A 21,540-nucleotide genomic window follows, 5' to 3' on the forward strand; every position below is an offset into this window, starting at 1 on the left:
ATATCTTTTATTTAAACGGATTACGTTCCTGCCACTCTGTTTTAGGTTCAAGGTAATTAAAAAATCTGGCAATGTTATGATTGATCAGTGCATTGCTGTGTGTTATTAAACCGTACATTTTTACTGGTTTTGCACCAACAGAACTTTTGATTTCAAGCGCTGTTCTGGCAAAAACAATTTCTTTAAAACCTTTTTTAATAGAATACGCAATCATGTCGTACAGCATGTTTAAATACAGCATTTTTTCGCGTTGGATACTTTCGTCATAACCTAAAAAATAAGTATCCATGATTTCTCCGTTTTTTATCAAAGTATTAAAACCAATTAGTTTTTCATCTAAAAAATAACCATACAATAAGAAATCTTCTTTCATGATTTCTTTAAAAAAACTAAAATGATTTCTTGCTAGAAAAAAAGTGTTGAATGGTGCATTTTTAGCCACATGAAAATACAAGTCGTAAATAACATCTTCATATTTTCTAATATCGGCCAATGACATCTGCTGTTTTTCTATTGCTTCAGATTTTTTTCGGGCTCGTTTATACTGATCACGATATTTTTTTGAAAGTGCATCAATGTAATCCTGTTCTGATTTCCAGTTTTCATTGATTTCAAAAATCATATTAGGCTGTGTCGAAAACGTATAATTGTTTTTAAATTCAGCTTGCAGCGGTTCGATTTCTTTGGCGGTAAAATCTTTTATACTGGTTATGTGAACTTTTTTACCACTTGCTTTTAAATCTTTTTTGAGTTGATTAATGGCTTTATGAAGCGTTTTAACAGCCTTTGATTCTTTTGCGTTTTTATCAAAAATAAAAGCATTTTGACCAGTAAGCATATTGTTTCCTATGAATAAAACATGTGAAGCAAAATTTTTAAGGGCAAAATTACGGACAGAAGTTTTTAAACATTGGTCGCGTTCTCCAAAAGACTCTAGTTTTTCGGCAAATAGAAATTGGGTTAAAACAATTCCAATGAGTTTTGTTTCTTCAAAAATTCCAATAAAATGGCAGATCATATTTACCGGACAAGAATTTTCGAGTACTTCCAGATATTCGCGTGTTAAAAAAATGTTGTCTGAGGCCAGCAAATTCCATTCTGAAGGCAGTGAAGATGTGCTGTTGTAGATTTGAAAAGAATAAGTTGTATTCAAAAGTGTGTGCTAATTTTTTCAAAATTAGATAATATTTATAATAACTGACTTTCTTTAAGTTATTATTAAGAAAAACCCGTTTGAGTTTTGTTTTCAAACGGGTTTATATATTTGTAAATTATGCAAATCCGCAGATAATACCGCCCATTAAAGTAAGAGTAACAATCCAGTATCCGGCATGAATGAAAATATATTTCCAGGATTTTCTTTCAAACAAACCGTTGATTCCAATAATTGGTAAAGCAAAAAACAAACCTGACATAAAACCATGCAAAGCACCGTGTTTAAATGTACGGTAAGCCGTTCCGTAATCGGCCATAAAAGCGGCAAAAGAAGGTTTTGCATTAGCAATTAAAGGCGGACCACCAACCATGCCAATTGCTCCAGACTGATGAATGGTTAGTGACATTAAAGTCATTGTAATCATGAGTGAGAAAATGTAAGTAAGACCAAAAATTTTGAGCATGCTTCCTTTTTTAAGATCTTCTTCTGTAAGGTTACTTTCTCTCATCCAGATCGATCCAAAAACTTTTGGATGATACCAGGCAAAACCAACAAGTAAAGTTACAACCGCAGCGGTTAGTAATGCGTAAAAGTTAAATTCCATGATATTAGGTTTTTATAATTAGTTGTTTCAAAATTAATCAAAAAAGAAAAACAAAGATGATATTTTAAAAGAAGGAAAAATCCTATTCTTTTTTTATTTATCAACACTTTATTGACATGCGGTGCTTTATATCTTGTAATTATCTAATTTTGATGCAAGAAAAACATAGTCCCCAAGTCTAGTTATGAAAAGCTTTGCAACACTTTTTTTAGCATTTGTTTTTTCTCTTAATACTTTTGCAGATACTGTTTCAGATAAAGAGAAAGAGGTGCTGATAAAATTATATCATGCGACTAATGGTTTGCAGTGGAAAATTAAATGGGATTTATCGTTGTCAGTTTCAACATGGTATGGAGTTCATACTGAAAACGGAAAAGTAACAGCTCTAAATTTATCCAATAATAATCTGCAGGGAAAACTGCCTGTAGAGTTTTTTGATCTGGTAAATTTAGTAACTGTAGATTTGCATAAAAACAATTTAAAAGGAGAATTATCAGCCGAAATAGGGAAGTTGAATCAATTACAAATTCTGTGTTTGTCTGATAATGAAATCGAAGGAATACTGCCTGATTCGCTTTATAAAATTTCGACTTTAAAAGTACTTCTTTTAAATAGTAATAAATTTTCGGGTAATTTAAGTTCTGATATTATGAATTTAAGTTTTTTACAAAACCTGAGTTTATTCAACAATAATTTTGAAGGAGAGATTCCAAAAGAATTAGAAAAGTTATCTAACTTGTCTGAATTGAATCTTTCTTACAATAAATTCAAAGGTTCGGTCTCAAGAAGTTTAACTGTGCTGGATTCTTTGAATATGACAATGTTTGACGAGAATGGAAATCCATTTTTGCTGGACATAAACGAAGAAAGAAAAAATGAAAATATTACCATAAATTAATCGTGCTTATGAATGAATTTTACTCGTTGAAACAAGTTGATTAAATATATTTAGTTAATTGCGAAAAAGCCGTAGAAATACGGCTTTTTTATTTTTATTTATCCGGACTTTAAAATATATTTTAACTTTGCATCAATAAATTTGACTTTAGTTTTAAAGCAGTCAATTTTTTTTATAACTTTAAAATTAGATTCAATTCTAAATTAAGCTGAGAACAAAATATTAACCTTTTACTCTAAAATTATGACACTACAATATCAGGGTGAACAATACGGAAAGGCAACAACATTTACACTAAGAATTATTGGAAACAACCTTTCAAAAAGCAGTTCTAATTACCAAATTGATTTATTGGTTGGAGATAAAAAACTGCCAACGTTTACAAGTGAAATACACCAAAGTCTTTCAAACTGTTTAAAAGAAATTTATTTATTTAGAAAACATAACGGAATAAAATTTGAAGAATCATCAGAGAAAATTGTTTCTCTTTATGTTCCTTATGATAAGGTTTTGTTTAACTGCAATAAATATGCTTTGTTTAGAGCGTAAGCTGAAATTCTAAAAATATTTAATAAGACCGTTCTTTTTAAGGACGGTTTTTTTTGTGTTTTTTATTTTCTTGATTATCATATAAGATAACCGAATTGAATTAGAATATCATCAAATTTGTTTTTTATAAAAAATGTAATTTTAATCTGATGAAAAATGAATGAAATTAAAAATTTAGAAGATATTAAAAAACTCACAACAGAGTTTCTAAATACTTTAAAACCAGCAAAAGATGAAAAAGATTGTTATACCGCAGAGGTTAAAGTATTAGATTATTATGAGTTAGGCTGTGTTATAACAAATATGCTGAAACTTTGTATTTTGGCACTAGAACATGAGGAGCATAAAATTTCGGAAACAAGAAAAGACCAATCTATTAATGTCGCACTAATGCTCGAAGTAGTGCTGCAGCTTTTTCCTTTAGACGAATTTGAGTTTCTAAGCGAAATAAAACAACTCGTTTAATATAAAGCCAAAATAAAAAAGGCTTCAGATTTTCTGAAGCCTTTTAAAAATTGTAAAAACAGAAATGTTTTAAAAATTAGTGTTTACTTTTTTAGAACGTTCTGCTATAAATGAGATAAGCCATGTTACTTGTCCTTCTTTTACAAAGTATATTTTCTTTGTATCTAAGTTTGGCATAGCTTCCAGACAAGAAACAAGAATATTGTTTGCAGAGATTAAGTATTTCTGTTCGTAAGTGCTTAAAACTCTTGCTGCTTCTGAATTGGTTTTTGCAAGAGCAGTAAACTTACCAAAATTATTTTTTAGAATTGCATCATAATCAATAACGTCTTGCAGAGTTAAAGCAATATAATGTTCTTTTACGTTTTCATTGTAGTACAAAGTAGAAAATGCCCAAACAGCACCACCTGACAAATACATTTTATCTTTTTTGAATAAAAGAGGATTTTTGTCAAATAAGTCTTTTACTTTTTTACGAAGAACAGAGTTAAAGTCAAAAGATTTTTCCTGATAAGCAGACATATCGTTTGCCTGAGATGGATTTACAACTGTTTTTTGTACAGCATCTGTAAGTGTCATTGTTCCAAAATCCAGTTCAAGAGGAATAAACTCTAATTTGTTGTCTTTAAGTTCATCGATATAACCGCCTTTTGTAGTTTGAGCACCAATATCAAGAAGGAAAGCATTAGCGTAATCAACCGGAGGAATAGCACCTTTTACAAGTGTTTTTGCTTCTTCGTTAACATCTAGAACTTCAAGTTGTTTGTTTGTAAGAGAAGCGATTTTGTTTTTTAAAACATCAATATTACGAGCAGATTGAAAAACCGGAGCTGCAACGATAAAGATGTTTTCTTCAAGAATTTTATATTCAGATCTTATTTTTTTTAATTGATCGCTGACAATAACGCTTGCTCTGTTTATATCTTCCTGAGGAAGTGCGTTTGATGCAGCAATATGATCAGCAAAAGGAATTCTTTCTGTCCAGAAAGAAAGGATTTTATAGTCAGCTTTTTTGATATTGTTTACATCAATAACTGAAACTTTTATAGCTCTTCTTCCAATTTCAATTCCAGCATAAATACTTTTTTGAGAAAATACATTAATGGAAAAAAATAAATTTAAAAGAATAAAGAATAGAATCTGGGGGTTTTGTCTTTTAAGCATTGTTATTACGATTATATTATAATTTTAAATAAATTATTGTTTTTTTATCTTAAGAACGCAAATAAAACCAATCAAATATTTATCAATTTTGAGATGTTTTTGGTTTTATACAAAAAAAGCTTCAGATTTCTCTGAAGCTTAGTCTTAGTAGCGGGAACAGGACTCGAACCTGTGACCTTCGGGTTATGAGCCCGACGAGCTGCCTACTGCTCTATCCCGCGATGTTTCGGGTGCAAAGATACACACTAAATACTGTTATCCAAAGAAATTAGTGAAATATTTTTATTTAAGTTTGTTTTTGTTGTAATGATTTGGTTTGTAGTTGGTTACTTTTTGTTCTTGACGAAACTAGACTTGATAATCAAGTAATTCTTTGTAAGGATTGTTTTTTAAACCTAATAATTTTCCAAAAGCAGGCTCGGTTTTGTAACCGTTTTGTTTAAGTTTTATAATTTCTAATCGAAAGTTTTCGTCTTTCGATTGCAGGATTTTGTGCTCAATAACCATGTGTTTATAACCATTTTGATTTTGAGTTGGAACGTTCTGCCCAAAAATTTCGATTTCAAACTCTTCTATTTTAAAGTTTGCAATTACAGATTCGTGTTCGTCGATATTGGCTTCCCAAATTTTAAAATCGGTTTTGTTTTCAAATGCAGAAGTGATTTTAGTAATAAAATCAGTTTTGTTTTCCCAATAACAAATAATATCAAGATCGCTGTTTTCAATATCAATATTTATTGGAATTGTGCCAGCCAGAATTGGATCAAATTCAGCCAGGATTTCTAAAACCTTATTTTCTGTCAGGGTTTTATACGCTTGAATTTGTCTGGGATTTCCGTTTTTTAAATATTCTATATTGGTAAAATCAATCATTAATAGGTATAATTTTATTTGATATTTTTAGAGCTAATAAATATTCAATCTCCAAAAGCAATAATCCCACTATTGGTATTGTCAATGATTTCAATTATCTTAAATAATTGTTTTACATCAGTATCGTTTTGTTGTTTATGGGCTGTATTATTTTGGCAAATTTGCTTTATTTGTTCACTCTTCCATCTAAAGTCTGAGTTATACTCATAATGATTTTCAATAATTCCCTTAGTTTTTAAATTTTTAAATGTTTTACTGCCAAGTTGTCCAATAAATTCAAGCTTTGTTGGTGAATCGGGAGTAATTTGGTCGTCTTTTATGAGATAAAAATCTAACATTATTTAGTTATTCTTTGATGTAATTTTTTTCTTCGTCAATTTCCTGTTGAAGTCTTTTATTGATATTGACTTTGGCATTGGTAAAAACAAAAACGGTTGTTCCGTATTCTCTGGCATATTTATTTGTGATTTTGCCCGCTATAAAAGCCGACTGAAAAAACGGACTTGTTTCTTTAAATTCATTGCTATTTTCCTCAAAGGTTTTAACCCGAATTAAGTTTTTGTAATACACATTCAAATTGAACCAGTTTACATAATCGGCATTAAAAGAAACGGCTTTAATTCCTTTTTTGGTATAAAAATTAATGGCGCCTGCTTGTCCGTAATTGTCACAAAGCACCAACGTGTTTTCTGATTTTGGAAACAGAGCATAAACCGAATCTGTTTTTCGGGCCAGTTCTTTCCAGCCCAGCATATCGGCAAAATCCTGAGATAAGTTGTGTTCTTTTCCGTCTTCCCAACGATGTGTCTGCTTTTTGGCGACTAATTTTTCGGGACTTCTATTTGGGAAAGCCAAGTAATACATCGGAACAAAAAATAATAACGGAAGTGCAATAAAAACAGGTTTTAAATAGCGTTTCCATCCCGAGTTTAAAATATCTGCAAGAAAAACAGAACCCAAAGCAATGTATATAGGATACAAACCAATAGCATAATAGGCTTTGGCTTTAAAATATAAGAATACAATTATTGTAAAAATTATCGAAGCAAAAAGAAACTTAAATTTTTCAAAAGGTTTGTAAAATAACAAAGCATAAAATGAAGCAAGGATTACAAAAAATGAACCTATAAAAAACAAAAGCTGTTCTTTTAAAAAATCGGCACGATTGACATTTACCAATTGTGTTTCAGACAATTCTTTCATGTGATGCACGATGGGGAATTGATTGTTATACTGCCATAATAAATTGGGTAAAATTAGAATCAATCCTAAAAATAAAGCGAAGTATAGTTTTTTTTCAGCCAGTATTTTTCTTTGTTTAGAAAGAATAAGTGCCGGTAAAAGCCCAATAAGGAGAAAAAGGATATTGTATTTATTTAGAAATCCAAAAGCAAAAACAACGGCTCCAATATAAAGCCATTTTGGTTTTTCGGAAATAATATATTGTATCAAAATATAATAAAATGCCGTCCAGCACAAAACATCAAATGAGTTGGGCTGATAGAGCATGTTGATTCTTAAAAGTGATGAAAATACGATGCACATTGCACCTAAAACCAAAGCGTAAAGATTTCCTTTTAAAAGCTCAATAGTTTTCCAGATAATTATAAGTGTCAAAACACCAAAAAGGGCAGGGAAGAACTTAACCCAGAAAACAGAATTTCCAAGCAGTAAAATAAGATACGAAAACCATGAAGTAACAGGCGGAACAGATAAATAACCCCAAGCGAGATGATGCGCCTGATCGAGATGTAAATACTCATCACGCTGCAAATCATATTCGGGACTTATTAAAACATATTGAAGGACAAATTTTAGAATAATAAACCCAATTAAGATTAGTGTTTTTTTGTTCATGGAGCTTTTGGTTTAGTAAATGGTTTTGTATAACGAATATAGGGTTTATTTTAATTTGAAAAATGCTTACGGGTTATCGTTAGAAAATAAAAAAGCTCCAGATTTCTCTGAAGCTTATTTTTTTGGATTTTTAAGAAAATTTATTCTTCTTCTGCGGTTTCAAATTCCATGTGGTCTACTATTTCTGCATCTGGTTTTGCAGGTTTAGAAGCTTTTAGTGCATTGAATCTTTCGAGCATTTCAGTTTCTTCTTCTTCACCGCTGAAATACGGGAAAACGTCCATAATTGGCGATTCTGAAATGGCAGGAATAGAATATTCTCCCATTGTGTTTTTCATTACATGAATCGTGTTGTCGTAAGCTTCTCTAACATCATTTGCCTGAACCAGCATGTACATGTTTGATTTTCTTTCTTTACCGCTTTCTTCATCATAAGCAATTAAAGAAACTTTTGATTTAAACCAGCGATCGGCATTTTCAAACGGATGTATTTCGGCATAATTAGCCACTTTTATATTTGTGATTTTAAATTCTTCACTAATATAAGCTGCCATTTCTTCATTAATTCTTTTTTCGGCTTCAGTATAAGATACAGCATCTACCAAATAAGGTTCTGTTAAAACTTTTTGGCCTCCAGTTTCATCTGTTTTTCTATATTTTACTTTGCATTCGTACCAAATTGCGCTCATCTTTTCTATTTTTTAAGGATGCCAAAGATAGATTTTACAGCAAAATAAATCCCGAAAATCACCAAATAGATATTCACAATTTGTGCATGTTTTTGGTAAAGTGCTGACTGTTTTTGGATTAGGGAATGGTTAAAAAAAAGCCTCAGAAAAACTGAGGCTTTAATTTCCAAAAACATGATTTCTAAATTATGGTAGATTTAGATCTTTAAATCCTGAAACTTCGGTTGAGACTTCTCCTAACCATCCGCCTTCAGCGCGATTTGAATTGTAAACTTTGATAAAGTCAATTCCTTTTAGTTTTACCGATTCGCCTTTTGCATTTACTGCCCAGCTGATATCGATATATCCTCTTGCATCTGTATTAGCCCAGTTGTCTGTATAACCCCATTCGTAAGCAGGATTTGCCCAGTTTGTTCCTGTTCCTGATTTGTCGTAAATATTAGATTTTAGGAAAGTTCCTTTTAAAGTAACTGTATTTCCTTTCCATAAAGGATAGAAAGACTGTCTGTGAAATTGATTTTTTGCAAGATATCCGGTTTGTCCCTGATTATCTGTCCAGCGAATGTAGTTTGGTTCGTTTGCATTCGCAGGTTCAGTTTCTGGTTTGTAGTAGGTAATCTCGTAGTTTTTAATTGTAGTTGGTTTGTTGTGTTCAGAACCTGCAATTTCAAACCACTCGTCGTCAGCAATTCCATTTCCGTTTGCATCATAAGACACCATTACAATTCCTGGCTCAGACCAATCTGTAAAAGCATTTCCAAGAACTACAAAATCGGCTCCGTCTTTATTAATAATAGTATGGTCAAAACCAAATTGTACATAGCCTCCAAATCCTCCTAAACTTACCATGCTTCCGGTAGTTAAGGCTGTTTCTGCTTTTGCACGCATTGTTTCATCCGTATCTGCAGCAGTTGCAGCAGGCAGTGTATTGATAAATTGCCCTGGAGCCGGGAAGAAATCAAAAACACGTGTAATTCTGTTTAAATATGTTTTTTCGGCAACAGTTAAAGTGAAATTTTTAGAACTTTCGCCTACACCGTTTTTAGCTCTAAACTCAACATTATAAGTTCCTGCATTAGCAAAAACATAAAACAAATCAATAGTTGAGGCTACTTCCTGATCGTTTACAAGCCATTTGTATGTGGCGCCAGAAGCATTTGCTGTTTTTGCTTCAACTTTAAACCACTGCATTTTATCAACAGTAAAACCTCCTGCTGGATTTGGTAAAGTAATTTCTGGAGCGCTTGCATTAATGCTGATGGTGCGTCCGTCTGCAAAAGTAAAAGTCATGATTCCGTTTGCCAATGAAACCGAAATGATTTCAGCAGCATCTTTTCCTTTTTGCCCAGATGCCGAAACACCCGTATCAGTTCCGTCGATAATCCAGTTTCCGTTAGATCCAATAGTAATTTTTACTGCTTCACCTTTATCTCCGTTTTGTCCTTTAGCAGATGTTCCGGTATCAACACCGTCGATCCACCAGTTTCCGTTTTCTCCAATTTTTATGAAAGATGAAGTGTTGCGAACCGTTAGTTTTGATCCGTCACTCATTGTAATAACATAGCTTCCGTCTTTAGTTTCATAACTTACAACGTACAATCTTTTATTAAGAACATCAAGCAGGTTTTCATATTGTGCCATTCTGTTTTTTAAGTCATTGACGTCGTTTTTAAGATCGTTAATATCGTCTTTGTAACATCCTGAAAGAAGCAGGATAACCGACAATGCTAGTAGAATTTTCTTCATTTTTAAAAATTTAAGGTTATGGATTAATTATGGTTTTTTTGGTTTTAAAAGCAAAATGAGCCGGAATGTCGCCTGTGGTAACAGTAAACTTTGTATTTCCGTTTTTGTCAATGCAGTATAATTTTCCGGGCGAAACATAATCTCCTGCATCAGTTACATAAACGTTTAAAGAAACCGGATCTACCGCAATTCCGTAAGGCATTACAATTTCGTCGCTTACCGCTTTTGGCAGATAACTTTCAGAAAGAAGGGTTTCGGTTTTTACATTAATCATCGAATAATTAATGGCCCAGTCACCGGTTGCATAACTGAATTCAGAGCCTATAATGTAGGCCTTCTCTCCGGCAATTGTGATATTTGAACAGGCAATATCAAAGGTTTTTTTGATGTTGTCTGTTTTGGTGTCAATTACAAATAATTTAGGGCGAATGTTGAAATAATCACCGCGTGAGCTTACATACAAATCTCCGTCTTCATCGGCTTCAATTCTGTGAAGATTTATGGCAACTTCAATATCTTTTATTTTGGTAAAAGTGCTTAGGTCAATTACAGAAACGGTTTTTTCATAATCAGGCGGACTATATCCTCCTGAATTGGCAACATAAAGTTTATTGCCAACAATTGCCATTTCTTCAGGCTGGCGACCTACTTTTACAGTTCTTGTAATGGCAAGAGAAGTGGTGTCGATTTCGGCAACGAAACCATTTGGGGAATTCTCACCCAATTGTACTTCACCGTCGTAAGCGCTTAAATAAGCTTTTCCGTTGGCAAAAGTTATGTAACGGCAGTTTTTGGCATCAATTACTTTAAGACGTTTTGCAGTAACCACATCCATAACTTCAACCTTGTTTGAGTTGTTAATTACCGTATAAAGCTTAGAACCGTAAATACCAATGTCGTTCCCCACATCTCCTAATCCCAAAGTTGCATCAGGATTTGCCTGTCCGTACACGTTGCGTTTGTAAGTTCCTGTTTCGTAGTCGTAATAATCTAACGAAGCTTTGTTCATGTTCATGTTTCCTTCGTTAAGAAGGTAAAAACCTTGTACTGTTGTAACAGTTTCCGGAGGTAAAACCACCACTTCTTCAGGAATAATGGGATCTTCTTCCTGACATCCCTGAAAGGCAATCGCTGCGAATACGAGTAAAAGCCAAAATTTGAAATTTGTTTTCATTATTGAGATTTTAATTGTTGATGCTGTTTTGGTTTAAAGATTTATAGACATACTTAATCGGTAATTTCTTCCCGGCATTGGGAAATTGAGTACGACATCATAATATTGATTGAATAAATTGTTGACCTCACCGCTTATTTTTACAGGAAGTTTTTCAATTTTTCCGTTCCAGATAAGCGCCATGTCGCTCGTGTACCAAGGTTTTACATAATTGACAGGAATATTGGCTTTCTGGCTGTATCTTTCGCCTGTATAAATAAAACTGTAGTTTAAATTCCAGTTTTTCCAGTTAATAGAAGAAGTTAAAGTACCGCTGTTTCTAGGCGTGTAAGGAATTTGATCGCCATAAGTAGTGCCTTTTGGCGTAATATCGATTGCCTGCTGATAGGTATAACTAAGGCCTAAGTCTAAAAATATTTGTTCAGGAAATTTAAAAACCAAATTGGTATTGATTTCTAAACCGCGAATATCAACTTCTCCCAAATTCATCATCGTCCATCTAAAAAGATTAGAAGACGGCATTGCCACAATTTTGTCTTTTACGCGGTTGTAATAAACATCTGCCTGAAATGAAGCCGATTGTAAAAACTTTTTAGGTTCGATAAGATAAGTGGTTCCAAAATCATATTGAGTTGTAAATTCCGGGCGCAAAAAGCTGTTTCCGATAAAAGTGTAATACAAATCATTAAAAGTCGGCATTCGGAAAGATTCTTTATAAAATGCTCTGATTCTAAAATTCTTTACATCAAATGGCTGAAAAGAAGCTGATACAACCGGACAAAAAACATGCTGGCTGTCTCCCTGCTGGTAATATTTGACTTGTTCATCAATATAAGCGCCCAGTAAATTTGCCTGAATATCCAGACGTTTCCAATGCATTTCGCTCGAAAGTGCTCCTAAATAAGAATATCGGGTAGGATAGGGGAAATGGTATAAATTAGCATCGAGTGTATTTATAGAAAGATCGGCAGCGAAAGACATTTTCCACCAGTCTTTTATGTTGTAGAGATTAACAATCGAAGCGTAAAATTCGTTTTGGTAATATTTATTGTCTAATGCCCCTTCAAGAGTTTTATAATCCGGGTCGATGTAACGGCTGTAATCACGGCTGAATTTTACATTTGCCAGCATTTCGTGTTTTTCGAAAAAAGAATTTTGTACCGAAGCATGAATAAAGAAATTCCGATCCCATTGACGCTGTACATATTCGTACCGATTGGCTAAAATAGCGCCAGGAAGACCTCTTTCAGAATCGTAATAATAGGCTTTAAGATTGGCTTGTCCGTTTGTTCCAAACTTTGTATTTAGGTTTAATTCAGCGCGAAGAGCGGTTATATCTCCATTTTGACGAACGGCTGTTGTGTCATAGCCGTCTTTTTTCTGATACCTGTATTTGTACTTTCCATCGGCTTTCGTCCACTCGATATTTGATGAAAGAGCTGTTTTAGAAGTTATTTTTTGCTGATAAAGAACAGAAGGATTCACCAGTCCGAAAGATCCGGTTTTAAAAGAAGCTCTGACATTTGCATTTTTACCCGATTCAAAAACGGGAACTTTCGATTTTAGGAATAAAGTATTAGAAGAGAAAAACCCGCGTGCCGGCTGAAAAATAGTAGACTTTTGACCATTATAAAGTTCGATGGCTTCAATATTATCAAGCGAATATTTTCCTAAATCAACCTGTCCGTTTTGAGCATTTCCAACCGTCATTCCATCGTAAAAAACTGCTGTGTGAGCGCTTCCTAAACTGCGGACGTTAATGGTTTTTAAACCGCCAATTCCGCCGTAATCTTTTAACTGTACGCCTGAAAAATAACGAACCGCATCGGCAATAGAAAGACTGTTAAGGTTTTCGAGCTGTTTGCCAGATAAAATCTGGACAGGCATAGGCGACTCTATCCTGAACTCGCGTTTGCTTGCGGTTAGAATAACTTCGTTTAACGGAAGCGGTTTTAAAGAATCAACTTCTTTAGATTTGGGATGGTTTTGTGCCAAAATTGGATTTGAGAACAAAATCCAAAGCAAAAAACAAAATCCACAATGTATTAGGCTTAACGGCCTTTGTTTACATACGTGCATAAAAAAATGGTCTATTTGTAACAAATAGTTTTAAACGGAAAAAATCGAAATCAAATGTTAGTTTGATATTGCGCTTGTTCAAAGCTTTGGTCCGCGAAAGCCTGAATTTATTTGCAGTGGCAGGTCTCCTGACTTATTCCCATTTTGAACCGCCTTCCCACATTTGATGAAAAATGCAGTGGCAAAAGATTAGATTTTAAAAGCCTCAAAAAGCTTTTTTGTCTGTCAAAATGTTGCATGGAACTTACAGTAACGGGCTTGTTCAGGATTTGCACCTGATTCCCTCTTCGTTAGCTGCCCTCGAAAAGTTGCAGCTAAACCAATGCGGGTGCAAAGGTAAATAAACTAAGCTGGGTTATGGTGCTGTTTTTGAAAAAAAAATGTTCTGTGCTTTTTTCAGAGACTTATTGATTGAAAATTCAGTTTTGATAACTGATATTTAGAGCAGATTATTTTAAACAAAAAAAGCTCCAGATTTCTCTGAAGCTTTTTGTAGTCCGTGGGGGAATCGAACCCCCCTTACCAGGATGAAAACCTGGCGTCCTAACCGATAGACGAACGGACCTGCTTTGTTATTGCGGGTGCAAAAGTGCAACTATTTTTGAGATGTACAAAGGATTTTGAGAAAAATTTTTAAAATAATTTTATTGAAAGATCATTTTTGATGATCGTTTTTCTTTAATAAGTAAGATTAATAAATTTGTATTTATTTGATATATAATTTGTTGTTTAGTTTTAGAAGAGCCAATGAAGAAAATTTTATTGAGAAAAAATAATTTAAAAAAAAGTGAAAAAATATTCTTTTGAGGGAATATTCTTGTATGTTTTCTTCTGTATTTTAAAAATCATTTATTCGTTAATAGCTTTTCAAGTCTTGCCATCATTTCATCTTTTTCTTTTAGCATGCGTTCGTACAAAGCAATTTTTTCTTCGTGCAGTTTTTTTAATTCATCCAATGGATTGATATTGAATACAGGTTTAGAATTTCCGATATAAGCATCTTTTTCAATATTAAACGTATTGGAAATAATATTTACGGCTTGTTCTTCATCAAAGTTTTGAAAAGCTTCAACAGGAATTTTCAATATTGAAGAGATTTGTTTAAGCAGATTATCCTCAATTACTTCTTTCTGTTCCAGCAAAGAAATCTTTTTTTGGCTCCAGTCTTCGCCCAAATCATAAGCCAAAGCTTCCTGTTTTATGTTGAGCATTTCTCTAAAACGTTTTACGTTTCTTCCCTGATGAATTTTCTGTTCCATAAATGAATCTTGATTTCTAGGCTCAAAGATAAAGCCATTTCTATTAAAAAAACCTGAATTTCAAAGATAAAAAAATATCCCGAAAATATACTTTTTGTCAGATATTATATCTAAATATGGAATGTCAATTTGAAAGATTAGGACAACGAGATATAACAATAAAAGCTCCAGATTTCTCTGAAGCTTTTATTTTAGTAATGGGAAATATTCAATATCTAGCCAAATTATCTTGGATTATTACCGTATTTGGCATGTATATCTTAATTTTTTTCTATGTTTTGTGTTTGTATAGTCTTTTAGTATAAGTTCCAAAAAGCATAAATCTAATTAAAAGTACTTTTGATTATTTATAATGGAAAAATTATAAATTTGAAAATAAATAATACTTGATATTTATACCTATCGACCCGAATTTTGATGGTTTTGTAGCGCAAATAAATAAGTTAGACAATGTTTTTATAAAAAATGAAACAAATGAAAATAATATATTTTGTAATATTTCTGACTCTAATTAGTTGTGGAAAATCAACTCCTCAAAATCAAGCTAAAAAAAATCAAACTCCAAAAGAAGACACAATAAATAAGTATTGGGATTCAATTTGCAAGACAGAAACTAAAAATGCCGAAAAAGATATCAAACAAAATAAATTAACTTATTTCCATTATCTAGGAATGGTAGTGCAATATCGAAGTAATAAGGAAATGAACAAATTACTTTCGAACTATAATATTGGTGTTGGCTCTGCTGTTTCTTATTGTACAGTTCCAGGTGAATTACAAAATTGTTATGCATATAAAATGCGACAAGAAATAGACAAGCGATATGGAAAAAAATTCATAGATTCTTTACGTACTATTGCTGAAAAACAATATGTAGAAAACAATCTAAATAAAATTTATGCTTTTGAAGAATGTGATACTATATCTAGATATCCAAATGATAAGAGTTATAAAGACTTTTTTAAAAATTATAAAAACGATTTTTTTAAAATTGCAAAATATCCCGAAGATTTTGAATTTAGAAAAGAAAAAGATAAGTATTCTTGGATTTCAGCGGATTTTATATTGCATAAAAATGGTAAAGTGACTGATATAGATGTTGAATTAAGGTTTCAAAATAAAAAAAATTATAAGTACTCAGCTTATTACACAAAAAAAATAAAGGAATTCATTTTAGAAACAAAATGGATTCCTGCAAAAAGTATGGGCATAACAGTAAATAGTAAAGTTCCACTAACAATTCATTTTAAATAAATCAAACACATAAAAAAAGCTCCAGATTTCTCTGAAGCTTTTTTTCTTAGTAGCGGGAACAGGACTCGAACCTGTGACCTTCGGGTTATGAGCCCGACGAGCTGCCTACTGCTCTATCCCGCGATGTTTCGGGTGCAAAGATACGCCGATTTTTGTGAAATCCAACGAAAACTTTAAAAAATGTTTTATTTTCTGTATTAACTTGATATGACTACCTTTGCAAAATAAATAATATGCAAATGTCACATAAAGCAGGTTTTGTAAACATCATCGGAAATCCAAATGTTGGAAAATCGACACTAATGAACGCCTTTGTTGGAGAAAGATTATCAATCATAACTTCAAAAGCACAAACAACACGCCATAGAATCTTAGGAATCGTAAATGGCGAAGATTTTCAAATAGTACTTTCAGATACTCCCGGAATTATAAAACCGGCTTATGAAATGCAGGAGTCGATGATGAACTTCGTAAAGTCGGCTTTTGAAGATGCTGATATTTTAGTTTACATGGTCGAAATAGGGGAGCAGAATTTAAAAGACGAAGATTTCTTTAAAAAAATCTTTTATGCTAAAATCCCGGTTTTACTATTATTAAACAAAATCGACAACTCAAATCAGGAACAATTAGAAGAGCAGGTTGCTTTTTGGAAAGAAAAAGTGCCAAATGCTGAAATTTTCCCAATTTCGGCACTTCAAAATTTTAATGTCCCGGAAGTTTTTGAGAGAATTATTCAATTACTGCCAGAATCTCCGGCATATTACCCTAAAGATCAGTTAACAGACAAACCAGAGCGTTTCTTTGTAAACGAAACGATTCGTGAAAAAATCTTGTTGAATTACGCTAAAGAAATTCCATACGCAGTAGAAATAGTAACAGAAGAATTTCATGAAACCGATACGATTATCAGAATCCGTTCTGTAATTATGGTAGAACGCGATACGCAAAAAGGAATCATTATTGGGCATAAGGGCGCAGCTTTGAAAAAAGTAGGAACAGATGCCCGCGTTGATTTAGAGAAATTCTTCGGAAAACAAATTCACATTGAACTTTACGTAAAAGTGAACAAAAACTGGAGAAGCAACGCCAATATGCTGAAACGATTTGGGTATAATCAATAGGCTTTTGTTTAATCGGTTAATCGTTAATTTGTTTAATCGTTAAATGAAAGTTCTTTTTGAAAATAGGTGCCTTAGCCCTGATAGAAGTGGAAATCCTTTTGTGAAGCTTTAGCGGAACAAAAGATTGAAACGGATAGCAGGAATAGCTCCTAAAAAAGATAAAAACTTAGGTATTTGGTCCCGATAGCTATCGGGATAGTGACTTAGTCACTTTTTTAACTACCTTTGCAAAAAATTTAAATAAGGCATTTAGGGTTTTAGTGATCCGGTTTTTAGGCAGCTAAAGATCTGAAATTTAAAGTCTAAAGTCTAAAATTCAAAAAAAATGAATAATAACATTGTTGCGATAGTAGGAAGACCTAATGTAGGGAAATCGACCCTTTTTAATAGGCTGATACAAAGAAGAGAAGCTATTGTAGATTCAGTATCTGGGGTTACCCGTGATAGAAACTATGGTAAAAGCGAGTGGAACGGAAAAGAGTTTTCTGTCATTGATACGGGAGGATACGTTCGCGGATCTGATGACGTATTTGAAGGTGAAATTCGTAAACAGGTAGAACTTGCTATCGACGAAGCCGATGTTATTATTTTTGTGGTTGATGTTGAAGAAGGTATTACACCAATGGATGAAACTGTTGCAAAGTTACTTCGTAAAGTAACAAAACCTGTTTTATTGGCTGTAAACAAAGTAGATAACGCTATGCGCGAAAAAGATGCTATAGAATTTTATAATCTTGGTTTAGGAGATTATTATACTTTCGCCAGTATCTCAGGAAGCGGAACTGGAGATTTATTAGATGCTTTAATTGATGCATTTCCAGAAAAACCAGAACCAGCAGAGGCAGCAGAAGAATTACCTCGTTTTGCTGTGGTAGGACGCCCAAATGCAGGAAAATCTAGTTTTATCAACGCCTTAATTGGTCAGGATCGTTATATAGTAACCGATATTGCCGGAACAACACGTGATGCGATTGATACAAAATTTGACCGTTTTGGTTTCGAATTCAACTTGGTTGATACTGCGGGAATCCGTCGTAAAGCAAAAGTAAAAGAAGATTTAGAGTTTTATTCTGTAATGCGTTCTGTAAGAGCAATTGAGCATGCAGATGTTTGTATATTAGTAATCGATGCGACACGTGGTTTTGAAGGTCAGGACCAGAGTATTTTCTGGCTTGCAGAGAAAAACCGTAAAGGTGTTGTAATCTTGGTAAACAAATGGGATTTAGTTGAAAAAGACACCATGTCAAGCCGTGATTACGAAGAGAAAATCCGCAAGGAATTAATGCCTTTTACAGATGTGCCTATTTTATTCGTTTCGGCTTTAACGAAACAACGTTTATTAAAAGCATTAGAAGCTACGGTTCAGGTTTTTGAAAACAGAAAGCAAAGAATTTCTACTTCAAAATTCAACGAATATATGCTGAAAGTTATCGAAGCATATCCGCCGCCGGCAATGAAAGGAAAATATGTAAAAATTAAATATTGCATGCAATTGCCAACGCAGACTCCTCAGTTTGTATTTTTTGCCAATCTGCCGCAATATGTAAAAGAACCATATAAGAGATATCTGGAAAATAAAATTCGTGATAATTGGGATTTTGCAGGAGTGCCAATCGATATTTATATCAGAGAGAAATAATAAAAAAGAGTCCCCAAAAAAGGGGACTTTTTTTATATGATAATTTTAATGGCACGTTATTTGAATAAATGTAAAAACTACAATTAAAAAATAAAATTTTAAACCTTTTGTTTTTTCTGTAGTCTAACTAATCTAACTAACCCAATTTTATGACCAAGATTTATTCATTTTTATCGTTTTTATTCCTTTTTGTTTTGACTGCCAATGCACAAAACGACGTTACACTTAGAGGAACCGTTTTAGACGTTAACACACAATTGCCTCTGGAAATGGCAACTGTTTATTTTACTACTATAAAAGATTCTACCGTTATCGAATACGCCACTACAGATAAAAATGGTGCTTTTAGAATGGATATCAAAAAATATGAAAAGCCTGTTTTTTTAAAGGTGAGTTATATGGGATATCAAACCTATTACGAAGAATACAAGGGGCTTACTGAAAACAAAGATTTCGGAAAACTTTACATGATAGAAAATGTAAATACGCTGAATGACGTTGTTATAAAAACCGAAGCAGCGCCAATTACTATCAAAAAAGATACGTTAGAGTTTAACGCGGCTTCTTATAAAGTCCGTCCGGATTCTAATGTTGAAACTTTATTAAAACAACTGCCGGGATTTGATGTCGATAATGACGGAAAAATTACGGTGAACGGACGAGAAGTGAATCAGGTTTTGGTAAACGGAAAAACGTTTTTTGATAAAGACGGAGCGATTGCCATTAAAAATCTGCCGGCCGATATTATTAAAAAAATTCAGGTTTCTGATTTTAAAACCAAAAAAGAAGAGCTTTCTAAACAAGAATCAACTTCAGATTTTTCGAGTATTAATATTACTATTGATGAAAAGAAAAACAAAGGATATTTTGGAAAAATAATGGGCGGTTATGGTACCGATGATCGTTATGAAGCCAATGTGAATCTGAATTATTTTAATAACAAGCAGAAAATAAGTTTACTGGCTTCGTCAAACAATATCAATTCGACCGGATTTTCAATGGACGATGTTTTTGATAATATGGGAGGCGGAAGAAATAGCAGCGGAAGAGGAGGAAGTACAAGCTCTGGTTCTAGTGGAAAAGGAATTACGCAGTCAAATTTAGTGGGAGTTAATTACTCTGATGACTGGACTGAAAAACTGCTGGCTATGGGAAGTTACAATTTCTCAAATACCATTAATAACAACGACAGTAAATCAAACCAGCTTAGTTTTTTACCAACCGGAAATATTATAACCGAGGCCGAAGCTAAAACAAGAAATGAAAGTACAGGAAATAACGTCAATTTTGAATTAGAGTATAAAATCAGTCCAAGTATTCGATTGGTTGTAGCACCAAAATTGAATCAATCGAGAACCAACAGTAATTCGACTTCGTCTAGCTTTTCTGAAGATGAAGATGGAAACGAGTTGAACAGAAGTACTTCAAAATCATATTCTGAAGGTGATAATACCAATTTTGGAAACACAATCAATTTTAATAAATCTTTCGAAAAGAAATCTCGAAATTTTAGTTTTGTTTTTACCAATAACAACACTAACAATACGGCAGATGGTTTAAATCTTTCGGAAACGATTTTCTATCAGGACAATCAGCCGAATGATGAAAGAAATCAAACTACAAAAAAGAAAAACACCAGCGATTCTTATTCGGCAGATATTGAATATACTGAGCCAATAACAGATTCGCTTCGAGTACGATTTGGATCTAATTTTGATTGGAAAAGTACTTCAAACGACGAAAGAACTTTTAATTTTGATCCAGATACACAAGAATATACCGATCTTAATTTAGCATTGAGTAATTATACAAGTTCAATTCAAAACTCGGTTACGCCAAAAGTTGGAGTTACGCTTCAAAAAAATAAATTTACGCTTAACCTTGACAGCCGAACATCGATTGTAAATTTTGATAATCACTCACTGTATTTGAATAATGCGACAGATTTAAGTAAAAAATATGCTTTACCATTTGCAACAGCGGTACTGCGATATAAATTTGACCGTTCTAAAAATCTATCATTCAAATACGATTATTCTAATACTCTGCCATCGGCTGCACAATTAATGCCGGTTGTAAATCTTAATAATCCATTGAATACCATTATCGGAAATCCTGATCTGCATCCTGTAGAAAAAAACAGTATTAATTTTAATTACAGAAATTACGATTTTCGTTCTCGTTCTGGGTATAGCTTGTACATAAAAGGAGATTATTATGATAATGATATTGTTTCGACTTCAATTTATGATGAAAGCGGAAAAAGAACGACAACGTATGTAAATATTTCGGGTGTTTATAATGCTTCGATTGGAGCAAACTGGAACCAGTCTATAAAATCTGGCGCGCATACACTGCGTTACGGATTAGGATTAAATGCTGGTTATACTTTTGATAAAGGTTTTACAAATGCTGTTTTGTATAATGCAAAATCGACTTCTATTACGCCAAAAGTATATTTATCATACGATTATGGAGATGTTCTGACGATTGCACCATCTTATAATTTATCCTACAACCAGTCGAAATACGAGAATTATTCGAGAGATGCTACTTCAAATGTTGTACACAGAATCAATTTACAAACTACAACTTACTGGCCAGAAAATTTAATCTTCGGAAATGATTTTGGTTATACTTATAATTCAAATATTTCAGGCGACTTTAAAAAAGATTTTTATTTATGGAATACGAGTTTGTCGTATGGATTTTTAAATAAAACACTTTATGCTAAAGTAAAAGTATATGATGTTTTAAATCAAAATTTAAGTGCAACAAGAACCATTTCGGCAACTTCAATCCGCGATGAAGAAAATACGGTTTTAAGACGTTATGTAATGTTTTCTCTGGCTTATAAAATAGGAAACTTTACAGGGTCTGAAAAAGGAGGAAAGAGAAGACCGAGAGATTAAGTTTTCTTTTAGGTTCAAAGGGACAAAGGTTCAAAGGGACAAAGGTTCAAAGGTTCAAAGGGACAAAGGGACAAAGGTTCAAAGGGACAAAGGAATAGAAT

General features: G+C 33.0%; 18 protein-coding genes, 3 tRNA genes and 1 riboswitch. Of the genes, 7 read left to right on the plus strand and 14 right to left on the minus strand.

What is annotated here, in order from left to right:
- Positions 1–7: 7 nt before the first annotated feature.
- On the minus strand, positions 8–1,153 hold the full coding sequence (locus FJOH_RS09660) for a GNAT family N-acetyltransferase (protein WP_012023939.1): 1,146 nt from the start codon (positions 1,151–1,153) through the stop codon (positions 8–10).
- A 118-nt stretch (positions 1,154–1,271) separates the two neighbouring features.
- The gene (locus FJOH_RS09665; RefSeq protein WP_012023940.1) at positions 1,272–1,760 is read right to left on the minus strand and encodes a DUF1761 domain-containing protein; all 489 of its coding nucleotides are present in this window, start codon (positions 1,758–1,760) and stop codon (positions 1,272–1,274) included.
- Positions 1,761–1,944: 184 nt separating this feature from the next.
- On the opposite strand from FJOH_RS09665, the gene FJOH_RS09670 reads away from it, so the two are divergent.
- The 3 genes from FJOH_RS09670 to FJOH_RS09680 all read left to right on the plus strand — a co-directional run bounded on the left by FJOH_RS09670 (position 1,945) and on the right by FJOH_RS09680 (position 3,672).
- Positions 1,945–2,658, plus strand: a complete 714-nt coding sequence (locus FJOH_RS09670) for a leucine-rich repeat domain-containing protein (protein ID WP_012023941.1) — start codon at positions 1,945–1,947, stop codon at positions 2,656–2,658.
- 243 nt (positions 2,659–2,901) lie between these two features.
- Positions 2,902–3,207, plus strand: a complete 306-nt coding sequence (locus FJOH_RS09675; RefSeq protein WP_012023942.1) for a hypothetical protein — start codon at positions 2,902–2,904, stop codon at positions 3,205–3,207.
- A 156-nt stretch (positions 3,208–3,363) separates the two neighbouring features.
- Positions 3,364–3,672: a hypothetical protein gene (locus FJOH_RS09680; RefSeq protein ID WP_012023943.1), complete on the plus strand. Its 309-nt coding sequence runs from the start codon at positions 3,364–3,366 to the stop codon at positions 3,670–3,672.
- A 69-nt stretch (positions 3,673–3,741) separates the two neighbouring features.
- On the opposite strand, the gene FJOH_RS09685 is transcribed toward FJOH_RS09680, so the two are convergent.
- The 11 genes from FJOH_RS09685 to FJOH_RS09735 form a co-directional block, all read right to left on the minus strand.
- Positions 3,742–4,836, minus strand: coding sequence for a Ppx/GppA phosphatase family protein (locus FJOH_RS09685; RefSeq protein WP_012023944.1), 1,095 nt, complete (start codon positions 4,834–4,836; stop codon positions 3,742–3,744).
- A gap of 148 nt (positions 4,837–4,984) precedes the next feature.
- Positions 4,985–5,057: transfer RNA gene (locus tag FJOH_RS09690), tRNA-Met, on the minus strand.
- A gap of 127 nt (positions 5,058–5,184) precedes the next feature.
- On the minus strand, positions 5,185–5,709 hold the full coding sequence (locus FJOH_RS09695; protein ID WP_012023945.1) for a DUF4269 domain-containing protein: 525 nt from the start codon (positions 5,707–5,709) through the stop codon (positions 5,185–5,187).
- Positions 5,710–5,753: 44 nt separating this feature from the next.
- Positions 5,754–6,047: a hypothetical protein gene (locus FJOH_RS09700; protein ID WP_012023946.1), complete on the minus strand. Its 294-nt coding sequence runs from the start codon at positions 6,045–6,047 to the stop codon at positions 5,754–5,756.
- Between the two features lie 7 nt (positions 6,048–6,054).
- Positions 6,055–7,566, minus strand: coding sequence for a glycosyltransferase family 39 protein (locus FJOH_RS09705; RefSeq protein WP_012023947.1), 1,512 nt, complete (start codon positions 7,564–7,566; stop codon positions 6,055–6,057).
- 140 nt (positions 7,567–7,706) lie between these two features.
- The gene (locus FJOH_RS09710) at positions 7,707–8,255 is read right to left on the minus strand and encodes a DUF4494 domain-containing protein (protein ID WP_012023948.1); all 549 of its coding nucleotides are present in this window, start codon (positions 8,253–8,255) and stop codon (positions 7,707–7,709) included.
- A 186-nt stretch (positions 8,256–8,441) separates the two neighbouring features.
- The gene (locus tag FJOH_RS26225; RefSeq protein WP_012023949.1) at positions 8,442–10,001 is read right to left on the minus strand and encodes a PKD-like domain-containing protein; all 1,560 of its coding nucleotides are present in this window, start codon (positions 9,999–10,001) and stop codon (positions 8,442–8,444) included.
- Positions 10,002–10,017: 16 nt separating this feature from the next.
- Entirely contained in the window at positions 10,018–11,175 is a 1,158-nt protein-coding gene (locus FJOH_RS09720; protein ID WP_012023950.1) for a DUF5074 domain-containing protein, read from the minus strand.
- A 33-nt stretch (positions 11,176–11,208) separates the two neighbouring features.
- Entirely contained in the window at positions 11,209–13,170 is a 1,962-nt protein-coding gene (locus FJOH_RS09725) for a TonB-dependent receptor (RefSeq protein ID WP_200799095.1), read from the minus strand.
- A gap of 185 nt (positions 13,171–13,355) precedes the next feature.
- A riboswitch (cobalamin riboswitch) is annotated at positions 13,356–13,593 on the minus strand.
- Positions 13,594–13,747: 154 nt separating this feature from the next.
- A tRNA-Glu gene (locus tag FJOH_RS09730) sits at positions 13,748–13,819 on the minus strand.
- A gap of 280 nt (positions 13,820–14,099) precedes the next feature.
- Positions 14,100–14,513 carry a helix-turn-helix domain-containing protein gene (locus FJOH_RS09735; RefSeq protein WP_012023952.1) on the minus strand — a complete coding sequence of 138 codons (414 nt, stop codon included), beginning with the start codon at positions 14,511–14,513 and terminating at the stop codon, positions 14,100–14,102.
- A gap of 474 nt (positions 14,514–14,987) precedes the next feature.
- Here FJOH_RS09735 and FJOH_RS09745 point away from each other — a divergent pair, with 474 nt between their 5' ends.
- A complete protein-coding gene (locus tag FJOH_RS09745) occupies positions 14,988–15,767 on the plus strand; it encodes a hypothetical protein (RefSeq protein WP_235023012.1) in 780 nt (259 codons plus the stop codon).
- 50 nt (positions 15,768–15,817) lie between these two features.
- Here the strand turns inward: FJOH_RS09745 and FJOH_RS09750 are convergent.
- Positions 15,818–15,890 (minus strand) — tRNA-Met (locus FJOH_RS09750).
- A 116-nt stretch (positions 15,891–16,006) separates the two neighbouring features.
- Here FJOH_RS09750 and era point away from each other — a divergent pair.
- From era to FJOH_RS09765, 3 genes are all read left to right on the plus strand, one after another.
- Positions 16,007–16,888, plus strand: coding sequence for a GTPase Era (gene era, locus FJOH_RS09755; protein WP_044048269.1), 882 nt, complete (start codon positions 16,007–16,009; stop codon positions 16,886–16,888).
- 325 nt (positions 16,889–17,213) lie between these two features.
- On the plus strand, positions 17,214–18,527 hold the full coding sequence (der, locus tag FJOH_RS09760) for a ribosome biogenesis GTPase Der (protein ID WP_012023955.1): 1,314 nt from the start codon (positions 17,214–17,216) through the stop codon (positions 18,525–18,527).
- A gap of 149 nt (positions 18,528–18,676) precedes the next feature.
- Positions 18,677–21,439 (plus strand): outer membrane beta-barrel protein, encoded by a 2,763-nt coding sequence (locus FJOH_RS09765; RefSeq protein WP_012023956.1) that lies wholly within the window; start codon positions 18,677–18,679, stop codon positions 21,437–21,439.
- The last annotated feature ends 101 nt before the right edge of the window (positions 21,440–21,540 follow it).

Source organism: Flavobacterium johnsoniae UW101, assembly GCF_000016645.1.
Lineage (GTDB): Bacteria > Bacteroidota > Bacteroidia > Flavobacteriales > Flavobacteriaceae > Flavobacterium > Flavobacterium johnsoniae.

Coding starts and splice junctions, on each gene's coding strand:
- FJOH_RS09720 (WP_012023950.1), bottom strand. CDS start 11,175: ATGAAAACAAATTTCAAATTTTGGCTTTTACTCGTATTCGCAGCGATT.
- FJOH_RS09735 (WP_012023952.1), bottom strand. CDS start 14,513: ATGGAACAGAAAATTCATCAGGGAAGAAACGTAAAACGTTTTAGAGAA.
- FJOH_RS09765 (WP_012023956.1), top strand. CDS start 18,677: ATGACCAAGATTTATTCATTTTTATCGTTTTTATTCCTTTTTGTTTTG.
- era (WP_044048269.1), top strand. CDS start 16,007: ATGTCACATAAAGCAGGTTTTGTAAACATCATCGGAAATCCAAATGTT.
- FJOH_RS09675 (WP_012023942.1), top strand. CDS start 2,902: ATGACACTACAATATCAGGGTGAACAATACGGAAAGGCAACAACATTT.
- FJOH_RS09710 (WP_012023948.1), bottom strand. CDS start 8,255: ATGAGCGCAATTTGGTACGAATGCAAAGTAAAATATAGAAAAACAGAT.
- der (WP_012023955.1), top strand. CDS start 17,214: ATGAATAATAACATTGTTGCGATAGTAGGAAGACCTAATGTAGGGAAA.
- FJOH_RS09665 (WP_012023940.1), bottom strand. CDS start 1,760: ATGGAATTTAACTTTTACGCATTACTAACCGCTGCGGTTGTAACTTTA.
- FJOH_RS09680 (WP_012023943.1), top strand. CDS start 3,364: ATGAATGAAATTAAAAATTTAGAAGATATTAAAAAACTCACAACAGAG.
- FJOH_RS26225 (WP_012023949.1), bottom strand. CDS start 10,001: ATGAAGAAAATTCTACTAGCATTGTCGGTTATCCTGCTTCTTTCAGGA.
- FJOH_RS09745 (WP_235023012.1), top strand. CDS start 14,988: ATGAAAATAATATATTTTGTAATATTTCTGACTCTAATTAGTTGTGGA.
- FJOH_RS09670 (WP_012023941.1), top strand. CDS start 1,945: ATGAAAAGCTTTGCAACACTTTTTTTAGCATTTGTTTTTTCTCTTAAT.
- FJOH_RS09685 (WP_012023944.1), bottom strand. CDS start 4,836: ATGCTTAAAAGACAAAACCCCCAGATTCTATTCTTTATTCTTTTAAAT.
- FJOH_RS09695 (WP_012023945.1), bottom strand. CDS start 5,709: ATGATTGATTTTACCAATATAGAATATTTAAAAAACGGAAATCCCAGA.
- FJOH_RS09700 (WP_012023946.1), bottom strand. CDS start 6,047: ATGTTAGATTTTTATCTCATAAAAGACGACCAAATTACTCCCGATTCA.
- FJOH_RS09705 (WP_012023947.1), bottom strand. CDS start 7,566: ATGAACAAAAAAACACTAATCTTAATTGGGTTTATTATTCTAAAATTT.